Origin of the sequence: Cohnella suwonensis (genome assembly GCF_042655365.1) — a bacterium.
Taxonomy (GTDB): Bacteria; Bacillota; Bacilli; order Paenibacillales; family Paenibacillaceae; genus Cohnella; species Cohnella suwonensis.
In genome coordinates, this window is the sequence record NZ_JBHSMH010000049.1 from 36,259 (window position 1) to 55,586 (window position 19,328).

Below are 19,328 nucleotides of genomic sequence, written 5' to 3' on the forward strand. Positions count from 1 at the left end.
CGGCCGCATGTCGGATCGGGAGAACGAGAGGTCTTTGACAGACAGGCAAGGACATCCGATCGGCGATAATCAGAACATGAGAACGGTGGGCAACCGGGGACCGACGACGCTCGAGAATTACCATTTTCTCGAGAAGATCACGCACTTCGATAGGGAAAGAACGCCGGAGAGGGTCGTGCACGCGCGGGGAGCGGGCGCTCACGGATATTTCGAAGCTTATGGTCAAGCGGGAGACGAGCCGGTCTCGATGTACACTCGGGCGAAGCTTTTTCAGGAGAAGGGGAAACGTACGCCGGTGTTCGTCCGGTTCTCCTCGGTCGTCCACGGCGGCCATTCGCCGGAGACGCTTCGCGATCCGCGAGGGTTCGCGGTCAAGTTCTATACGGAAGAAGGCAATTGGGATCTCGTCGGCAACAATTTGAAAATATTTTTCATTCGCGACGCGCTTAAGTTCCCGGATCTCGTTCATGCGTTCAAGCCCGATCCGGTCACGAACCGCCAGGATACGGTGAGGATCTTCGATTTCGTCAGCAATTCGCCGGAAGCGACTCATATGATCACGTTCCTGTTCTCGCCTTGGGGCATTCCGGCTAACTACCGCCAGATGCAAGGCTCCGGCGTGAACACGTACAAGTGGGTGAACCAAGGCGGCGAGGCGGTTCTCGTGAAGTACCACTGGGAACCGAAGCAAGGGATCCGGAATTTGACGCAGGCCGAAGCGGAAGACATCCAAGGGAAAAATTTCAACCACGCGACGCAGGATCTGTACGAAGCGATCGAAAACGGGGATTACCCGGAATGGGAGCTATGCGTTCAACTGATGAGCGACGACGAGCATCCCGAGCTCGACTTCGATCCGCTCGATCCGACGAAGCTGTGGCCGCCGGAGACGTTTCCATTCTTGCCCGTCGGCAGAATGGTGCTCGACCGCAATCCGGCCAACTACTACGCCGAAGTGGAGCAAGCCGCGTTCGGCACCGGCGTGCTCGTCGACGGGCTCGATTTCTCGGACGACAAGCTGCTGCAAGGCCGTACATTCTCCTACTCCGATACGCAGCGCTACCGGGTCGGCTCGAACTACTTGCAACTGCCGATCAACGCGCCGAAGAAGAGAGTGGCGACGAACCAGCGGGACGGCCAGATGGCGTACTTCGTCGACGCCGCGCCGGCCCAGAACCCGCACGTCAATTATGAGCCGTCGTCCCTCGGCGGCATTGAGGAATCGGCGCGGGGAGGCGCCGAATACGAGCCGATGATTTCCGGCAAGCTCGTTCGCGAGAAGATCGACCGGACGAACGACTTCGGCCAGGCGGGAGGACGTTACCGGGAGATGGAGGACTGGGAGCGGGACGACTTGATCGCGAACTTGATCGACGCGCTTACGCCTTGTCCCGACGTCGTGCGGAACAAGATGATCGAGCATTTCGCCGCGAGCGATCCCGATTACGGTCGACGGGTGAGTGAGGGCTTGGCCGCCCGAGGTCCCGGCGATGGCACGGGCGGCCCGATGGGCGCCGCCAAGGCGGTTCAAGCGGTACGCGAAGCCCGGGAAGCTGGCCATCGGGCGGAGCCTTATTGAGGCGAGGCAATTACGGCGGCGGTGAGGCCGACGTGTAGCACGCTGGCAGCGTACTAATTGCGCTCCAAGAGTGGCGAAACCGCTCTGCAGCACGCTGGCAGCGTACTAATTGCGCTGTAGGTTGGCGAAACCGCCTTGCAGCACGCTGGCAGCGTACTAATGGCGCTGTAGGTCGGCGAAACCGCCTTGCAGCACGCTGGCGGCGTACTAATTGCGCTGTAGGTCGGCGAAACCACCTTGCAGCACGCTGGCAGCGTACTAATTGCGCTGCAGGTCGGCGAAACCACCCTGCAGCCCGCTGGCAGCGTTCTAATTGCGCTGTAGGTCGGCGAAACCGCCTTGCAGCACGCTGGCGGCGCACTAATGCGCTCCAAGAGCGGCGAAACCGCCCCTGTAGCACGCTGGCAATGTACTCATGGCGCTCGCCAAGCTAAAAAAGCACGAACCGCATCTCAGGCGGTCCGTGCTTTTTCGAATGTTAAGCTTTCGCTTCGGGGTTGAAGTTCTTCTCGATTATTTGCTTAATCTCGTCGGGAGATTTGTCTTGCTTGCTCCACTCCTCGATCTTGGCGAGCTCTTCGACGCAGTTGCCGCATTGGCCGCTACGGGTGCAGGTTGATACCGAGTTCGTCGGCGACAGGCTTCGGCTTGGGCGTCGTGGCGAGACAGTGAGGACAGGATGAAGAGAAAAAGTAGACGAAGAAGCTTTTCTTGTCGGCGATCATCCGCTCCATTGATCGGGCAACAGGATATTGTTATAGTTAGGTTCGTCCAAGATGGATGCGGGAAAACAATGGACAAGTCCGGGGAACTCAAATACATTATACCTGATAGGGTTGCCGGGCGACACGGGACCGAAGGCATCGCAATCAAACTGTCGCAATAAGGAAAGCAGGTTAACGAATGAAAGCGACGATCCGACTCGATAAAATGCTCGCCAATCTCGGTTACGGCACGAGAAGCGGCATTAAAATTTTGATTAAGCAAGGCGCGGTCGAGGTCAACGGCAATCGGGCCAAAGACCACGGCATGCAAATTCGTCCCCTCGAGGACGTCGTAAAGCTGGACGGAGAGACGATCCGTTATCGGGATACCGTCTACGTCATGCTGCACAAACCCGCCGGAGTCGTCTCAGCGACGGAAGACAGCCGCGACCGCACGGTCATCGACTTGATCGAGGACGACGACGTCACGGTGCTGTCCCCGTTCCCGGTCGGCCGGTTGGATAAGGACACGGAAGGGCTATTGTTGCTCACGAACGACGGCAAGCTGGCGCACGAGCTGCTGTCGCCCAAGAAACACGTGCCTAAGACGTATCGTTCCCTCGTGACGGGAGCCGTGGGCGAGGACGACAAGATCGCGTTCTCGCGGGGAGTGACGCTCGACGACGGTTACGTGACGATGCCCGCTCAATTGTCCGTCCTTTCGCGGCATCCGGCCTTCCAAGCCGAAGGCGATTCTGCCGACAATGACGGCGAATACGCGAATCAATTGGCCGACGCGGCGAAGCTGGCTTCCGCGATGGGGGAACAAACGTTGAGCTGGATCGAACTGACGATCCACGAAGGCAAATTCCATCAGGTGAAACGAATGTTCGAGGCGGTCGGCAAGAAAGTGCTTTACTTGCGCCGCGTCTCGATGGGTCCGCTACTGCTCGATCCGGAGTTGTCTCCGGGAGGCTGGCGCGAACTTAGCGAAGATGAAGTGGACAGCTTGCGCAATTACCGGAAGGAGGGTCATCAAGCATGAATATCCGAATGATCGCATTGGACGTGGACGGCACGCTATTGAACGATCATCACGAACTGACGCCGAGAGTCCGGGAGGCGGTCAGGGAAGCGGCGAAGAGAGGCGCGGAGATCGTGCTGTGCACGGGAAGGGGCTCGACGAGCGCGCTGCCGGTGCTCCGGGAGCTTGGCCTCAAAGGCACGATGATTACCCATAACGGCGCATCCGTCGTCGACAGCGAAAGCCGGGCCATTCTGTTCGACACCGCCATTCCTCACGACTTGGCTTCCGTATACGTGAATTATTGCCGCGAGCGGGGCATCCACTTCGATATGAATACGGCGTTCGATCTGTACGTCGAAGCGCTCGGCGAAGAGGCGGGGACGATGTACCGCAATCTGAAGGCGCAACCGATCAATCGCGACAAGGAAGAGGCGTTCCCGGAAGGGCTCGTCAAGCTGTCGATCTACGCGCCCAAAGAGGTGATGGACGGCGTGGAAGCGGAGTGGGGAAAGTGGAAGCAGGAGCTTCAATTCGTACGCAGCGGCGATAATTTCATCGACGTCCAATCCCACGACGCGACGAAAGGCAAGGCGCTGGAACGGCTTGCCGCCATGAGGGGCATTTCGCGCGCGAGCATTCTCGCCCTCGGCAATTATTATAACGATCTCGGCATGATCGACTTCGCGGGAACGGGAGTCGCGATGGACAACTCCCCGTCCGAAGTAAAGGAACGGGCGGACGCCGTCACGTTATCCAACAACGAAGACGGGGTCGCCGTCGCCTTGGAAGAGTACGTACTTTTATAAGTCTTAACCCGTTTGTCGACGGCATCCTGCATGGATGCCGATTTTGCTTTTAAAAAAGAACAGCAAGCCGAGGATGTCCTCAGGCTTGCTTCGGTCACGGGGAAGATCCCGATCAGAACTTAGTAACCGGCACGCAGAATGATGACCAGCAAGATGAACAGTACCAGCACGAAGGCTGCCGATGCGTAGTATCCGCCGACTGCACCAGACATGCAAATTCCTCCTTCATGTACGTTAGTGTTGGGATTCCGAAGCGGGTTGCGGCCGCCGTTGCATCGCCGTCCCTTTCCTCGGTCTACACTTATAGTATGAGCTTGGCGTTGCGCGGATTGGACATTTAACCCGTGGCAAACGATTTTGGTTAAACGCGGAGCCTGGCGGATGCCGGCCGGTGACGATCGCCCGATCGGCTCGGCGGCTTCATGCGTTCGCGCCGCGTTCCCCGGATCTTCTTTGCTTCGGCCGCGCGGACGATTTGCCCTCGCCGAACGCGGCGTAATCCGTGACTTGATTTTTGCCGTTCGTCTTGCTGTAGTACATTGCTTGATCAGCCTGCTTCATGAGCGCTTCGCCCGGCTCTCCCGGCATCGCGATGCTATAACCGACGCTGACCGTGACGATCGTCTCTTGCTCCGTTCTCGCGCGGATCGATTCCGCGGCTTGCTGCACCGCCTGGGGAGCGCCCACGACGAACGCGACGAGCTCTTCGCCGCCGTACCGCCCGGCCAGCCCGATGCCGTCCGTCTCCTCCATCAGAATGGAGGCCGTCTGCTTCAGTACGCCGTCCGCTTTGTGGTGTCCGTGAGTATCGTTCAATTTCTTGAAGTTGTCGATGTCGCAGAATATAACGCCGAGCGCGCGTCCGCCTTGAATCGCTTGGTCCAGCCTGCCCATGAAATAGCGGCGGTTATACAGGTTCGTCAGCCCGTCCGTGATGGAGGAACGGTACACGGATTGAAGAATTTCGACGACGCGTTCGAATAATAAGGCGAAGAGCAGAATGTAATAACAGACGGGAAGAAGTCCCGCGATCGTCTTGAACGCGTGCGCCTCCGGAGCCCAGTAAGTGCCCGAGATGACGGCCAGCTGAGTCGTGAAGGCGATCATCAGGCTGGCCATGTATTTGCGCGGTTGTCCGACGTGGGGAACGAACATGAGCACGAACAAAGGACCTAAGAACAACTGGTAGCCGTCGAGCGCCGGCGTCGATTGCAACCTTTCCAACCAGGCCGTCTCCGTTCCGGGCGAGCCGGTGAACGCGTCGGCCGCGGCGATGAGGAGACCCGTCGCGAGCAAGCCGAAAAACCATACCCGCGTACGCGGTCTTCTTCGGTGATAAAGCTCGAAAATCGCGAAATTGATGACGATAAACGCATATATATGCAAGAGCTTGCCGGCGAAATCGACCCATGGCGAATCCGGCGTCAGTTTCAACGTGATCGCGAGCTGCAAGATGTGGTAGGCTAGAACGAAGACGAGGGAAGTGAGCAGCGTCCGGTAGGCTTGTCTCCGGTTGCGGGCGTAAAGCCGATAGGACATGAAAAGCATGAGCGCAACGATGACGAGGGTCATCGCGGACGAGAAGAGGAGTCCGAAATTGCTGGCGGTCATCGTAATGTACATACGGTGCTCCTTTGGCTGGTCGATGTAACTTGCAGAACATATGTTTCTAATATATCATAAATTTTGAGAGACGAAGAGAGCAAGGAGGAATCGCCCTTGAATATTTTGCAGGCGCTGTTTTTTCCCCCGGAACAACCCGGAGGCGTCTCGTCCATGGTTCCCTATATCGGGGAGCGGTTCCGCAAGCTCGGCTGGCAAATGGAAATGTTCTCTTTGCCGAAGAGGATCCGCAACAAAGGCCAAGAAGAGTTCGAATTCGCTACGTTCGATCGGCATGACTATTCCGGCAACGCCATCGTGGATAAATACGTTCAGACGTTAAAGGATTACTTATGGTGGGTGAAGCTAAGGCTCGCCGGACAGAAATTCGACCTGATCCATGCCCATCACCCGGTCGCGGCGCTCGCGATGAAGCGCGTATTCCCGGATACGCCCGTGCTGATGACGGTGCACTCGAGCTACGAGCGGGAATTGATCCTGAACGGCCGCATCAAGGAAGGCGGACCGGAGCACCGGTTCCTGACTTCGATCTACGGCGAGCTGGAGCACGCGACAGACCGGCTCATGACCGTATCGAAGTCCTTCTCCCAATATATCGGCGCGTACTTGAAAGAACCTGAGCGCACGGTCGTCATTCCGAACGGCTACGACGAGAAAAGATTCAAGCCGATTCCGCACGAGAACGAAGTGACGCAGCTCGTGACGGTATGCCGGCTCGTGCCGGCCAAAGGCCTCGATATTCTGCTACGCGCGTGCGCGGAGCTGCGCAAGCGCAATGCCCCGTTCGTCCTGCACATTATCGGCGACGGACCGATCCGCAAGGAACTAGAGACGTTGTCGCAGGAACTCGGTATTTATAACGATACGATTTTTTACGGATACATGCTTCATCCGGAGGAAATGCTGCCGTTCTTCGACGTGTTCGTCCTGCCGTCCCGCGCGGAAGCGTTCGGCTCGGTGTTCGCGGAAGCCGCGCTTTGCTTGCTGACGCTCGTCGGCACCGATATCGGAGGCATCGCCGAGCAGATCGAGGACGGCGCGAACGGCTTACTCGTCCCTCCGGAAGACCCGATTGCGCTCGCGGGAGCGCTGGAGACGGTCATCAACGATCCGCATTTCCGGTACGAGATGGCGAGAGCGGGCTGGAACAAAGCGAAGAAGACGTATTCCCTTAACCGCGTCATCAGCGAGCTGAAAAGGATTTATACGTCGTTCCCGTCCGAGACGGCCGTCTCGGCCGAAGACGAACCGGACATCGGCGGCGAGGAGCAATGACGGCGGCAGGACGCGGGGATGGCGTCGCGTTCACTTTCGTGCACGCGGCGGATCTGCATCTGGATAGCCCGTTCGCGGGCTTGTCGAAAGCGCCGCAAGCGGTCAGGGATAGGCTGCGCGAATCGACTTTCGCCGCGCTGCGTGGACTGTGCGGACTCGTTCGGCAAGAACGGCCCGACTTCGTCGTCATCGCCGGCGACTTGTTCGACGCGGCGGACCGTTCGCTGCGCGCGCAGCTTCGGCTGCAACGGGCGCTCGCGGATATCGTCTCGGCCGGCTGCGGCGTCTTCGTCGTGCACGGCAACCACGATCCCGAGAGCGGCAGAAGGGCCAAGCTCGATTGGCCGGAGGGCGTCCATGCATTCGGCTCTTCCGACGTGGAATGCCGGCCGGCCTATAATCGGCAAGGCGAGCTTGTCGCCCACGTTTACGGCATATCCTACGCGACGGCTGCCGTCGCGGATAATTTGGCGCTCCGCTTCAACGTACGCGAGGGAGCGCCTTTTCATTTGGCGTTGCTCCACGCGAACGTGGACGGCGATTCGAAGCACGACAATTACGCTCCTTGCAAGCTGGAGGAGTTGTCCGCGGCCGGCTTCGATTATTGGGCGCTCGGTCACGTGCACGACCGCCGCGTGTTGCGGGAGTACCCCCATGTCGTCTATCCCGGCAATACGCAAGGGCGAAGCGTCAAGGAGACCGGGCCGAAGGGCGCGTACGTCGTCTCCGTGTCGGATTCGGGCCGCGTCGAGATGAAGTTCCGGGAACTCGCGGACGTGCTCTGGCGGGAGACGGCCGTGTCGATCGAAGGAATCGGGACGGAGCAGGAGCTTAAGCAACGGTTGCTGGAAGCGGCGGAGAATTTGCAAGCCGATGCGGCTGGGCGTCCGGTCGTCGCGAGGTTCCGATTGGAAGGTCGCGGACCGTTGCACGAGAAGCTGCTGCAGCCGTCCGTCGCCGAAGAATGGCTGGAGGAGCTGCGGGAGTGGCTCGGCTCTCCGGAGGAGACGGAGGGCTGGGTATGGCCCGACTCCGTCGTCATTCGAACGGGCGGCGCTTGGTCGCTCGAGACGGCCGCGGATGATGAGGGATTCTTGGGAGAGTTGCTGCGAATCGGCCAGGCGGCCTCGAACGACGAGGCGTTATCCCGGACCTTGCTCGAGGAAGCGGCGGATTCTCTGATGACGCAACCGCGATTGCGGGAATGGCTGAGGAAAAAGACGCACGAAGAGCGGTCGGCATGGATCCGGCAGGCGATGGAGCTATCCGCGTCTTATTTGCGCGAAGGCGAGGCGGACGGCGCATAGGCGGTCGAATAAGGGCTTAAAGGGCCGAACCGAAAGGGCGGGAGCGCAACGATGCGCATCAAAGAGCTTCAAGTCGACGGTTACGGCGCGCTTCGGGCGGTCAAGCTCGCGCTCGATACGTCGGTAACCGTCCTATACGGACCCAACGAAGCGGGCAAAAGCACGCTTCTTCGTTTTGTCCGCAGCATGTTATACGGCTTCCCGACGAGGAAGGATCTCGTCGAGCGCGGCGAGCCGGTAAACGGCGGGCGCCACGGCGGCCGACTGCTCATCGAGGAGAAGGACGGCAGAACTTGGGTCCTCGAGCGTTACGCGGAACGGAGCGGCGAGTTGGTCTTGCGCGACGGCAACGGTTTCGAGAAAACGATCGGGCAGGCCGAGTGGGAGAAGGCTCACCTCGGCGGCATCTCGGAGAGATTGTTCCGGCAGCTGTTCGCCGTATCGCTGAACGAGTTGCATGAGTTGAGAACGTTGCAGGGCGAGGAAGTCGGCAATTATCTCTATCATGCGGGTCTCGCCGGAGGAACGGCGCTAACGGGCGCCCGGCGCAAAATCGCGGCGGAGATGGACAAGCTGTACCGGCCGAAAGGTTCGACGCAGGAGATGAGCAAGCTGCTCGCCGAGATGAAAGCGATCGAGATCGCGATCCGCGAGCGGAAAGACCGCGTGCTAACCTATGTGGAGACCGAGGAAGAGCTGGCGCGGCTGAAGGCGGCATTGGCGGAAGCGGAGCGCGAGCTTCCGATGCTTCGGCTGGACGCCGCCAGGCTGCAAGCCGCCGGCGAATCGAGGCAATGGTGGCTGAAGCGAGAAACGTTGCTCGCGGAGGACGCGGAAGCGAGGAGCCGGCTCGCGAATCCGGATGCGCCGCTTCTGGCGGAGGACGCGGCTTTCAAGCGGGAACGCTTGACGAAGGCCAAGGAAGAAGCCGAACGAGGGTATGCCGAGGCGAGAGGGAAAGCGGAGGAATGGAAGGAGCGGCGGGCGCGCGTCGTCTGGGACGAGGCGTTAGCCGCTTCCGCCTCAGAATGGGCGCGTCTCGACGGCATGAGGGAAGCGATCTCCGCCAAGCGCGAGGAACGGACGGAACTGGAAGCAGAACGGAGGACGCTGAACGAGGCCGTCCATAGCGCGATCTCCCGCATATCCGCGAATTGGGGAGAGACCGAATTGCTCGCGTTCGGAGGGCTCGCAGCGGAACGCGAGCAGATCAGGGCCTTGCAGCTGGAGTGGGCGGATGCGGAGAAGACTCGCGCGACGCTGCAGGCGGAGCTTCAACGGCTCGCGCGAACGGAAGCGGCGTTAGCCGCGGAAGCGGACGCGGAGGGTCGCGCTGAGCGGAACGGCGGCGCGGCGATACCGGCCGGATCGGCGGCATCGACAGGGACGGATGCGGCGGTTGTCGAGTCTTTCGGCCTGTTCGCGCCGCGCGCGAAGCCGGCCTTGCTGCAGGCTTGGCACCGCGCGGAGGATTCGCGGCGCGATTTCGAGCGCGCGAGGACGGCCGCGTCCGCCGTAGCGGGCATGATGCCGGTTACTCCGGCGGCGGAAGCCGCGGGCGGTTCGACGAGATCGAGGTCGGGGCAAGCGACGGGGAGAACGCGCAAGACGGGGCGCTCCCGCAATTTCCTGTTCGGCGTCGCGTCGGCAGCGCTCGCGCTCGTATTCGCGTCGATCTATTTGTTCGGCGGTAGCGACGGGCCGGGAGCAATCGGTTCGGCGCTGATAGCGCTCGCGTTCGTTATCGCTTCAGCCGTCTCGTTCCGCGCGGCATCGCCGACGGGAGCGGCGGATCGGGGCGCAAGCGAAGGGACATCCGCGCAGGCGGCGTCGCAAGCGTTGGCGGAGCTTCGGCTCGGCCGCAAGAAATTCGGCGAATCGCTTCGCCAGCTGCTACGCCATCCCGAGACGGCGGCAGGCGATCTGGGCGTTATGCTAGGAAGCGAGGGCACTGAAACTGCCGATGCAATCACACAGAGGGAGTTATTGCGAGTTTCCCCTACGGAGGACGAGAGCTGGCAAAGGCTGCGGGATGCCGTATATGAGCAGTTGGAGCGGTTCGAAGCTTCCGAGCGGGGCGAAGCGAAGCTGAGCGAGCTGTTGGGCCGGCTGCAAGAGACGCGCAGGGAACGCGAATTCGCGCTGGCCGACGCGACGGATAGCCGAGATCGACAAGAAAAGCTGCGCGAAGAATGGCGGCAATGGCTAGAGGAACGTAAGCTGCCCGCGAATCTGGAGCCGGACGGCTTGCCGGAGCTGCTCGGCTTGGCGGAGCAGGGACAGGTCGCGCTGCGGAGGCGGAATCGCGTTGCTGAACGAGTACTTGCGCTCGATGCGGCGATCGGCGATTACGAAGCCGAAGTCGGCAAGCTTCGCGAAGCCTGCGAGGGAGAAGGCGTAGCGGGAGCGGCGGCAACCGAGAATGATGCCGCTCGAACGGCGAGCCGGCTGGCGCGCGAGTCCTCGGCCATGGCGGCGGAGAAAGCGGAAGCGGAGCGGCTCGATCGGTTGTCGGCCGAATCGGCATCCGCCGCGGAAGAGGCGGCCGGACGGCTCGCGGCCGCGCAAGCCGGCATCGCCGCGATGCTGGAGGAAACGGGCGAACGGAGCGAGAGCGAGCTGGACGTCCGTCTCGCCGTCGACGGGCAAAGCCGCGCGCGGAGAAGGGAAGCCGGAGAAATCCGGATCCGGCTCGAATCCGGCAAAGACGAGGATGCGAAGGAACGGTTATACGAGCTGCTTCGATCCTACGACGCCGCAGAGCTGTCGGCTATGGCGGTCGAAGGGATGATGAGGCTGGAAGCGGCGGAGCAGGTTCGCTCCGAGCGGCTCGACCGGCGGGGCAGGCTCGCCCAAGAGCTGGAGCGCCAGCGCGGCGACGCGGAACTGGAAGATTCCGCGCAGCGCCTGCGGGAGCTTCAGGGCAAGCTGGAAGCGTTGACCGAACGATACGCCGTGCTGGCATTAAGCGAGCGGCTCATCGCGAGAACGAAAGCGGTGTTCGAGGAAGAGAAGCAGCCGGAAGTGTTGATGCGGGCGTCCCGCCATTTCCGCCGCATGACGGACGGCGCTTACGTCCGCATCGTGGCGCCCGGCGAGACGAAGGCGATGCTCGCCGAGACGGCGGACAAGCGACTGCTCGACAGCGCCTTCCTGAGCCGCGGCACGCAGGAGCAGCTCTATTTGGCGATGAGATTCGCCTTATGCGAAGCGGCTTCCCCGGACAGGCCGCTGCCGTTGCTGCTCGACGATCTGTTCGTCCACTTCGACGAGAAGAGGCTTCAGTCTACGATTCCGGTCATCGGGGAGCTGTCGCGCACCCGGCAAGTCATTCTGTTCACTTGTCACGAAAGCGTCGCGCGGGCTATTTCGTCCGGGCTTCCGGAAGCCCGGATGCTTGTATTGGGGAGCTAGGGCTAGGCGGCGGCGGCGGAATCGGCACTCGCGGTCTGTCTCGGCTGATCAAGAACAGCCAGCCGAGGCTGAGCAGTCCGAACGTCGGATACAGCGCGGACAGCAACGGTCCGAACCCGAATTGGCCGGCGAGGAAACAAAGCAGAAGCAACGACGCCGTAATGAGCCAAGGCGCCGCATTCAGTCTCGATTCCAGCTGAAGCGTCAGCCCGAAGATGTCGGCGACGAGCGTCGTGAAGATTTCCATGAAGATGAGCAAGACGTATATCCAGTGCAACCAAGCGCTCAGCGATAAAGCGATGCCGCCCATCGGAATGTCGAAGCGGGCGACGTCGGGCATTCTCGCCGACAATGCCAGATGGCCGGCGAGAAGCATCAAGCCGATGCCGATGCCTCCTAGCCAAGCGCCCCTTCGCAGCACGACCGGATTCTTGATCGCGGAGCCGAGAGGGACGAGAACCGCTTGCGACATCGACAAGTTAAAAGCGGCGTATAGGAACGGCGATAACCAGGCTGCCCATGGCGACAGATCGCTTTCTCGGGTCAGCCAAGCGCCGGATACCGGCTGCCGAAGCGTCTCGACGACGAGGAATGCCGTAAAGCCGATCATGAGCGGGACGACGAACGTATTGATCGACAGAATGGCGTTCATGCCTCTGCGCAAGAGCAGGAAGCAAGCGAACATCGTGACGATCAAGCCCGTCTGATAGCTGAGGTTCAGATGTTCGGAGAAAATCGAGCCCGCGCCCGCGAGCATGACGGCGTTGACGCCGAGCAAAACGACGAGCATCAGCACGCTGACCCACTTGCCCGTTCTCTCGCCGAACAGATGCTTGTTCAAGTCTTCGTATGATTTCGCCTGCAGCTTGGCCGACAGCAACATGACCTTGGCTCCGATCCAGACGAAAAACACGGTGGACACGACGATCAAATACGGTCCCCAATACCCGAAACGGGTGAAAAACTGCATCACTTCCCTGCCGGAGGCGAAACCCGCCCCGACGACGGTTCCGATAAACACCAACGCGACTTGAATGCTGAGCGCCCATTGCTTCATTCGAGCGGAACCTCCCGAAACGGACCTTGTCCGGCTGTTCTTATACTGTATGAGACAGCTTGGACGGGCATGACTTGAGGAGCATGCGAACATGTCTTTCTTGCACGCGGGTTATATATGGCAGGTCGTCTGGAACGCGACATTATCTCTCATCGGCGTCATGGTGTTGACCGCGGTCATGGACGGCAACGGCTTCTTCCGTTGGGCGGCGCTCCATATCGTACGCAGGTTTCACGACCGGCGTTTGCTCTTATTGACGGGGTTGGCGCTGTTCTCGTGCTTGATTACGACGTTCTTCAACAACGACGGCACGATTCTCATCATGACGCCGATCGTGCTGGAAGCGACGGCGCTGCTCGGCATGGGCAAAACGGCGAGAATCGCTTTCCTGCTATCGGTCGGTCTCATACGCTTTCCTGCTGACGATTCCCGTCTTGTTCGTGTCCTTGACGGCGCTTTGGTTGCAAAACCTGCTCTAACGAACGAAAATCGCGCGAGATACCGCGAATCGGCGGACCGCAGGGGGGTTGATCGGAAGCGAAGATCAGGTACAATGGAAGAAGGACGATTCACGGTTCCCGAGGGGGGAGCGAAAAGACGCCGCGCGGGTGCTCCGCGCGCGCGGAATTCGCTTCGGGCGCCGGGCTTGCGAGCAAGCCCGGCGATGTGAGCAAACGACTACCCGGCCCGGGAGAATCGTCCGTCTGTTCCGGGCTTCAAAGGAGCTAGTTCAAAATGAACGACGAACGATTGCAAGAACATTTGCGCAAGAAGCCTTACCTCGTCGATGCGATCGCGGGTAATTCCGCCATGCTGGTCTCTCTCGGTTCGACCGGGAGATTGTACCGGCTGTGGTGGCCGCACATCGATTACCCGCAGCATGTGGACGAGATCCGCGCGGGATTGAAGATCGGGAAAACGCCGGGGGGCGTAACCTGGTTCGACGATCCCGCGGCGGGGTGGACGCATGCCGCAAGCTACGTGCCCCGCACGAACGCTTATCGCGTCGTTTCCTCTCATCCGGAGCTTCCGGTCGAAGCGGAACAGACCGACTTTGCCGTTCCGGGACAACCTCTCATGGCGAGAGGATACCGGCTGACGAACAAGGGGCGCGAGACGCTGCATTTGGAATTTTACCATTACGGATCGTTCCGGATCATGGACAATGAATGGTACATGACGACGGAATTCCGGGGCGATCACGATGCCCTTTTGCATTTCCGCCACCGGTACGCGTTCGCGATCGGAAGTCCGGAGACGTGCAGCGGCTATCAAGCCGGGCAAGGATCTTGGCGGCAAGCGAGCGACGGTTATCTGAACGGCAACCGCATCGACATGAAACCGGACGGCGCGATGAAATGGACGTTAGCCGAGATCGAGCCGGGTCAGTCGGTCGTCGTTCCGGTCTATATCGCGGCCGGGCATTCGCGCGGGGAAGCGCTCGAAGCGCTGGAGACGGCGAAAGCCAAATCTTACGACGACTGGTTCGCGGAAATGGTCGCGTATTGGTCGAATTACTTGTCCGAGGCGGCGCCATGTCCCGGCGGGGACGAGCGCATCGTCGACTTGTACGAGCGTTCCCTGCTCGCGATGAAGCTGATGGCGGACGAAGCGACGGGAACGATCGTCGCCGCTCCGGAATTCGACGAGACTTTCAGCCGCTGCGGCGGATACGCGTACAGCTGGGGAAGGGACGCGGCGTTCGTCACGACGGCGTTCAACAAAGCCGGCTTGGGCGCGCTGACGGAGAAGTTCTACGACTGGGCCGTGACGGCTCAGGAGCCCGACGGTTCCTGGCAACAACGCCATTACAACGACGGCAGCCTCGCGCCCCATTGGGGCTTGCAAATCGACGAAGGTTCCTCGCTCTTATGGGGAATGTGGGAATATTACTTGCACAGCGGAGAGCGCCAGGATTTCCTGGAGCGGATGTGGCCGTCCGTCGAGAAGGGCGCATCGTACCTGGCCGGGTTCATCGACCCGGAAACCGGGCTTCCTCTGCCGAGCATGGACTTATGGGAGGAGCGGCTGGCGGAACATACGTATTCCGCGGCCGCGGTTCACGGCGGTTTGTCCGCCGCCGCCTCGTTCGCGCGCCGCAAAGGACGGAACGAGCTCGCGGACGCATGGGAGAGCATCGCTCGGAGCATCTCCGCTTCGATCGAGGCCCATTGCTGGAACGAGGACAAAGGTTCTTATTACAGAGGTCTCAAGCTGAACGTCAACCCATGGGATTACGAAGCCGCTATCGCGAACGGAGCCCGGGGAACGGTGAAGCCGAGGGACAAGGGCTATCAATCGTACATTCTCGATCACGATCCGATCGTCGACATCAGTCTGCTCGGACTTTCCGTGCCGTTTGGCGCGGTTCCCGTCGACAACCCGAGAATGGCCCGCACGGCGGACGCGATCGAAGCGCTGCTCACATCCCCGAAGGTCGGGGGCATCAAGCGCTACGAGAACGATGCCTACATCGGCGGCAATCCGTGGATTCTGACGACGTTGTGGCTCAGCCATTACCGAACGTTGCAAGGCCGTTACGACGAGGCGAGGCGGCTTCTTGATTACGCCGTTCGCCATACGACGCCGTCCGGCTTGTTGCCGGAGCAGGTCGACCGCGAGACGGGCGAGACCGCTTGGGTCGTTCCGCTCACTTGGTCGCACGCCATGTTCTTGCTCGCGGTCCACATGCTGGCGGAACGCGGAGAGCTCCGAACAAACTGATCCGCATCTCATAAAAGGGGCAAAAGTGGTGGTACAGGAGTTATATTCCTGCGCCGCCACTTTTTAATTCATAAGTCGCTTAGGGGCAGCCCCTTCATTTGCTTGAAACCGAGTCAATCAACCAGTTAGAACCGAATACATCATCCTATTCCATGGATCAGTCATCGACGGAAGTCCGACTTGATTCTACAATAGAATAACAAAAAGATTCGTGCGGAGGGGTGTCTATGTATACCGTGCTGGTCGTTGACGATGAAGCCATTGTCTGCCAGGGAATCAAGGAATTCCTTGAATCGTCCGACATTAACGTTACGAAGGTGTTGACGGCTTGGAATGGTTACGAGGCGCTGGATTACTTGCGCATGGAATCGGTGGATCTCGTTCTAACCGATATCCAGATGGACGGTTTGAACGGCATCGAATTAATGGAATCGATACTCGCGGAGAAGCCGGATATTCCGGTCGTCGTGATCTCCGCGCACGATGAATTTCATTATGCGCAAATGTGCATCCGATTGGGCGCCCGGGATTATTTGATCAAACCGGTTCTGCTCACGCAGCTTACGGAGGTAGTCAGCCGGGAGCTCTCGGACCGTAAAGAAAAATACAAGCTGCTATTGGAAGACTCGTTAAAGCTCAAATTTTCGATGACGGGCATGTCTTCTCTGCGAACCCATTTCCTAAATGAGGTATTGACGGGATCTCTAGAGCATGACGACGAATGCCGGTATATATTCGAGCATTTAGGCGTAGAGCTGAGCGGTCCTTATTTTGCGGTGTATGTAGTCGAATTACTCTGGTCGCATGCCGGGTTGTGGGGAGAAACGATCCGTTCGCTCCGCGACCGGAACCTGCTGAAGTACGCAGCGTTCAATATAATTGAGGAAACGCTGACGGATTGGAATACACTGGCGTTCTACGGGCAAGGAAACCGGATCATGGTCATTCTGCAGTTAGGCGATTCCGAGGATGAACGAAACAGGATGGATGGGTTAACTAAGCTGAACCTGATTGGAAATACGTTGGCAAGCAACATCCGACATTATCTGCACATGGAAGCGGTAATCGGCATTAGTTCCATTCGGAATGGGCTGGAAGGGCTGCCTGATGGCTATAGGGAGGCAAACGATGCCGCGAAATGGCACGGTCTGTACGGGAATCACAACGTTTTCTATGCGGCGGATTTCTCCTTAAAGAAATTGAGAGCAGCTGTGAACTGGCAAGAAAAAACCGATACATTCGTCGAGTGGATCAAGATCGGTAAAAAGCAGGAGGATGTGCAGGAATCCGTCAGCAAGTTTATTACGGACATCTCGCCGGCACTGGAAGGCGAAGATTCGACAGCCGGTATTCCGCTCAGCATCGCTTATCGGGTATATGCGACACTATTGGATATGAAAGAAACGGTCGGAGATCGTTACAAAGCGCTTGATCCGCTTCTGTTCTTTCAGTTTCCGCTGTCGGGGATGGAGCAGAAGAAGCGACTGTCCGCCTTTCTATCGGAAGCCGCCGGCCTTGTCCATACGTCCATGACCGACCAGGATCAAGCCATCATTCAGATGACCATTCAGTTCATTCGTATCCATTACCGCAGTAAAGGATTGAAAATACAGAATGTAGCGGAGCATGTGCACCTGAGCCCTAACTATCTGAGTTACTTATTCAAGCAGATTATAGGAGAAACCATCTGGGAATTCGTAACCAAGATACGGATGGAAGAAGCCAAACAGCTCCTCGTTAACACGACCAAGAAACGGTATGAAATCGCGGACGAGATCGGCTATGAATCTCCAGAGCATTTCAGCCGCATGTTCAAAAGGTATTTCGGCGAAAGTCCGAATACAATCCGCGGCTAAGCCGAATACAACCACACAGAATAATGAGATCGGCGGGGGTGCCGTGTTATTCAGAACATTGAAACCGCAAAGATTTATCCATAAAGCGATTCTGTTCGTCATCGTATTCCTGATCGTTCCGATGCTGCTTATTTTTTGGTTCGCTTCCGATAAAGCTTCTCTCGCCATCCAACAGCAGGCGGGAACAACGTTGTCGGAGCTTAGCAAACAGAACCACATTACGATGGACAAAGTGATGGATTCCGTTGATCAGACTACGGTCTCTATCTTAAGAACGGGGCTCATGCAGAGTAGGAGCGAGGGGAGTACGCTCACTTTGAAACAGCGTCTGGAGTGGTACGCGGCAACGGAGAAGCTGCTCAAAGACGCTTCTTCCCAGGTCAAATATTCCCTCTTCGTCGTAACGGAGAATTCTTCGGACTACTACTTTGCACCTACGACCGATGTGTCTGAAGCCGGGGTCTTCTTCATCGAAGATTTAAGGGATAAACCTTGGTTGCAGGATGCGGTGAAAGATGGCGGCGGCGGGTCTGTCAAGATCATCGAACCGTTCGGTTTTAACTTGAAACCGCAGAAGACCGTGGCATACGTTAGGGCAGTCATCGATCTTTCCGACGGCAGCAATACCCGTGGCATCCTGGTTGCCACGGGTATTGAAAGCGTGCTGCGCGCCGAGATGAATTCGATCGCATTGCCCGTAGGGACAAAGGAATATCTCATCGACGCTAGGGGAAACGTATTGGCCGGTTCACAGCCGGTTGCGTCGACTTTCTTCATGCCGCAGAGCTCGAGAGATCTGCTTCCGAACGTCTTCATTGCGAACAGCCACATGTATATTTATCATGACAGCGTGTCTTACGCCAACCGGCTGGTTTACGACATTCCGCTTGATTCCCTCATCGGCTCCCATCGCGATGTCCAGGAAATCATCCGGATTACAGCCCTCTGTTATTTCATCGTCATCCTGATTTTTCTATTCTATTTCGGCAGATCGTTCCTTCATCCGATGGCCAGGCTTGCCAGCCTTACCCGCTCCTATGAACCGGGAGCACGACCGATGCGCTTCAATGAAGCGGAGCGTAAGGATGAAATCGGTCATGTCTACCGGTCTTTCTATACGATGACGGAACGGTTGAACCAACTGATCGAAGAAAAATACGTCATGGAGATCAAACAGAAGGAATCCGAACTGATGCTGATGCATTCTCAAATCACGCCGCATCTGCTGTACAATACGTTGGATTCCATCTACTGGTACGGAATCAGGGGCGGCGTTCCGGAGGTGGCGGACATGGTGAGGGACTTATCGGCGCTTCTTCGGATCGGGTTAAGCCGCGGTAAGGAAGTCATCACGATTCGTGAAGAGCTTAATCACGTGCAGGCGTATCTGCATCTTCAGGAAAAAAGGTATCAACGTTCGTTTCAATTCCATATTGAGGCGGAAGAGAGCATCGGCGACTATCTCCTGCCGAAAGTCATCTTACAGCCTCTGGTAGAAAACAGTATCCTGCATGGTGTCGGAAAAATGGACGGAGAAGGGGAGATATGGATTGACATCCAACTGTCTGAGCCTGAATTGCTGATCATAGTTGAGGACAACGGATTCCGTCCCGTCGATTTCGAAAGAATCGAATCGCTGCTCGAGGGGACGGCTAATGTCGACAGGGGATTCGGGATCCGCAACGTTCACAAACGCATTCAATTGCGTTATGGCGACGAGTACGGACTCGCCTATTCCGCCAGGAAAGAAGGCGGCGTCAAAGCCTCTATCCGGCTTCCCGCCATCCGTTCATTGGACGAGTCGCCCATCTCTCCTGAATGAACTATCGAAACCGCCGTAACAGGCGGTTTTTCACGTTGACGGGGCGCTTCTCTTAGGATGTATCACAATGTTCGGAGAACCCGTCATGGGAGTGCCAATCGTTTCTTTATATAATGACAGAGACTTGAAACGAT

The 19,328-nt window shown here is 58.4% G+C and carries 13 protein-coding genes; 10 read left to right on the forward strand and 3 right to left on the reverse strand.

Annotated features, from left to right (window positions below; translation table 11 throughout):
* The first annotated feature begins 7 nt into the window (after positions 1-7).
* The 3 genes from ACFPPD_RS15050 (at position 8) to ACFPPD_RS15060 (ending at position 4,116) form a co-directional block, all read left to right on the forward strand.
* Positions 8-1,579, forward strand: a complete 1,572-nt coding sequence (locus ACFPPD_RS15050; protein WP_378082580.1) for a catalase — start codon at positions 8-10, stop codon at positions 1,577-1,579.
* Between the two features lie 903 nt (positions 1,580-2,482).
* The gene (locus tag ACFPPD_RS15055) at positions 2,483-3,328 is read left to right on the forward strand and encodes a pseudouridine synthase (RefSeq protein WP_209749390.1); all 846 of its coding nucleotides are present in this window, start codon (positions 2,483-2,485) and stop codon (positions 3,326-3,328) included.
* Positions 3,325-4,116 (forward strand): Cof-type HAD-IIB family hydrolase, encoded by a 792-nt coding sequence (locus ACFPPD_RS15060; RefSeq protein WP_209749391.1) that lies wholly within the window; start codon positions 3,325-3,327, stop codon positions 4,114-4,116. Before ACFPPD_RS15055 ends, ACFPPD_RS15060 begins: the two co-directional genes overlap by 4 nt.
* Before the next feature lie 119 nt (positions 4,117-4,235).
* Here the strand turns inward: ACFPPD_RS15060 and ACFPPD_RS15065 are convergent, their stop codons facing one another.
* Both ACFPPD_RS15065 and ACFPPD_RS15070 read right to left on the reverse strand, forming a co-directional pair.
* Positions 4,236-4,328 carry a sporulation protein YjcZ gene (locus tag ACFPPD_RS15065; RefSeq protein WP_106359402.1) on the reverse strand — a complete coding sequence of 31 codons (93 nt, stop codon included), beginning with the start codon at positions 4,326-4,328 and terminating at the stop codon, positions 4,236-4,238.
* Positions 4,329-4,536: 208 nt separating this feature from the next.
* Complete coding sequence (locus ACFPPD_RS15070; RefSeq protein ID WP_209749392.1) at positions 4,537-5,739, reverse strand: GGDEF domain-containing protein; 1,203 nt, start codon at positions 5,737-5,739, stop codon at positions 4,537-4,539.
* 96 nt (positions 5,740-5,835) lie between these two features.
* On the opposite strand from ACFPPD_RS15070, the gene ACFPPD_RS15075 reads away from it, so the two are divergent.
* The 3 genes from ACFPPD_RS15075 to ACFPPD_RS15085 are packed head-to-tail and all read left to right on the forward strand — an operon-like array spanning position 5,836 to position 11,735.
* The gene (locus tag ACFPPD_RS15075; protein WP_209749393.1) at positions 5,836-7,014 is read left to right on the forward strand and encodes a glycosyltransferase family 4 protein; all 1,179 of its coding nucleotides are present in this window, start codon (positions 5,836-5,838) and stop codon (positions 7,012-7,014) included.
* Positions 7,011-8,321, forward strand: coding sequence for a metallophosphoesterase family protein (locus ACFPPD_RS15080; RefSeq protein ID WP_209749394.1), 1,311 nt, complete (start codon positions 7,011-7,013; stop codon positions 8,319-8,321). The genes ACFPPD_RS15075 and ACFPPD_RS15080 overlap by 4 nt, the downstream gene beginning before the upstream one ends.
* 51 nt (positions 8,322-8,372) lie before the next feature.
* The gene (locus tag ACFPPD_RS15085; RefSeq protein WP_209749395.1) at positions 8,373-11,735 is read left to right on the forward strand and encodes an AAA family ATPase; all 3,363 of its coding nucleotides are present in this window, start codon (positions 8,373-8,375) and stop codon (positions 11,733-11,735) included.
* Here ACFPPD_RS15085 and ACFPPD_RS15090 read toward each other — a convergent pair.
* A complete protein-coding gene (locus ACFPPD_RS15090; protein ID WP_378082565.1) occupies positions 11,686-12,792 on the reverse strand; it encodes a YkvI family membrane protein in 1,107 nt (368 codons plus the stop codon). The two genes, ACFPPD_RS15085 and ACFPPD_RS15090, sit on opposite strands and share 50 nt — an antisense overlap.
* Before the next feature lie 91 nt (positions 12,793-12,883).
* Here ACFPPD_RS15090 and ACFPPD_RS15095 point away from each other — a divergent pair, with 91 nt between their 5' ends.
* The 4 genes from ACFPPD_RS15095 (at position 12,884) to ACFPPD_RS15110 (ending at position 19,194) form a co-directional block, all read left to right on the forward strand.
* Entirely contained in the window at positions 12,884-13,462 is a 579-nt protein-coding gene (locus tag ACFPPD_RS15095; protein WP_209749396.1) for an SLC13 family permease, read from the forward strand.
* 65 nt (positions 13,463-13,527) lie between these two features.
* Positions 13,528-15,516, forward strand: coding sequence for a glycoside hydrolase family 15 protein (locus ACFPPD_RS15100; protein WP_209749397.1), 1,989 nt, complete (start codon positions 13,528-13,530; stop codon positions 15,514-15,516).
* A gap of 227 nt (positions 15,517-15,743) precedes the next feature.
* Positions 15,744-17,372 (forward strand): response regulator, encoded by a 1,629-nt coding sequence (locus ACFPPD_RS15105; RefSeq protein WP_209749398.1) that lies wholly within the window; start codon positions 15,744-15,746, stop codon positions 17,370-17,372.
* Between the two features lie 43 nt (positions 17,373-17,415).
* Entirely contained in the window at positions 17,416-19,194 is a 1,779-nt protein-coding gene (locus tag ACFPPD_RS15110) for a cache domain-containing sensor histidine kinase (protein WP_209749399.1), read from the forward strand.
* Positions 19,195-19,328: the final 134 nt, after the last annotated feature.

Coding starts and splice junctions, on each gene's coding strand:
- ACFPPD_RS15055 (WP_209749390.1), top strand. CDS start 2,483: ATGAAAGCGACGATCCGACTCGATAAAATGCTCGCCAATCTCGGTTAC.
- ACFPPD_RS15070 (WP_209749392.1), bottom strand. CDS start 5,739: ATGTACATTACGATGACCGCCAGCAATTTCGGACTCCTCTTCTCGTCC.
- ACFPPD_RS15090 (WP_378082565.1), bottom strand. CDS start 12,792: ATGAAGCAATGGGCGCTCAGCATTCAAGTCGCGTTGGTGTTTATCGGA.
- ACFPPD_RS15050 (WP_378082580.1), top strand. CDS start 8: ATGTCGGATCGGGAGAACGAGAGGTCTTTGACAGACAGGCAAGGACAT.
- ACFPPD_RS15105 (WP_209749398.1), top strand. CDS start 15,744: ATGTATACCGTGCTGGTCGTTGACGATGAAGCCATTGTCTGCCAGGGA.
- ACFPPD_RS15085 (WP_209749395.1), top strand. CDS start 8,373: ATGCGCATCAAAGAGCTTCAAGTCGACGGTTACGGCGCGCTTCGGGCG.
- ACFPPD_RS15065 (WP_106359402.1), bottom strand. CDS start 4,328: ATGTCTGGTGCAGTCGGCGGATACTACGCATCGGCAGCCTTCGTGCTG.
- ACFPPD_RS15095 (WP_209749396.1), top strand. CDS start 12,884: ATGTCTTTCTTGCACGCGGGTTATATATGGCAGGTCGTCTGGAACGCG.
- ACFPPD_RS15100 (WP_209749397.1), top strand. CDS start 13,528: ATGAACGACGAACGATTGCAAGAACATTTGCGCAAGAAGCCTTACCTC.
- ACFPPD_RS15080 (WP_209749394.1), top strand. CDS start 7,011: ATGACGGCGGCAGGACGCGGGGATGGCGTCGCGTTCACTTTCGTGCAC.
- ACFPPD_RS15060 (WP_209749391.1), top strand. CDS start 3,325: ATGAATATCCGAATGATCGCATTGGACGTGGACGGCACGCTATTGAAC.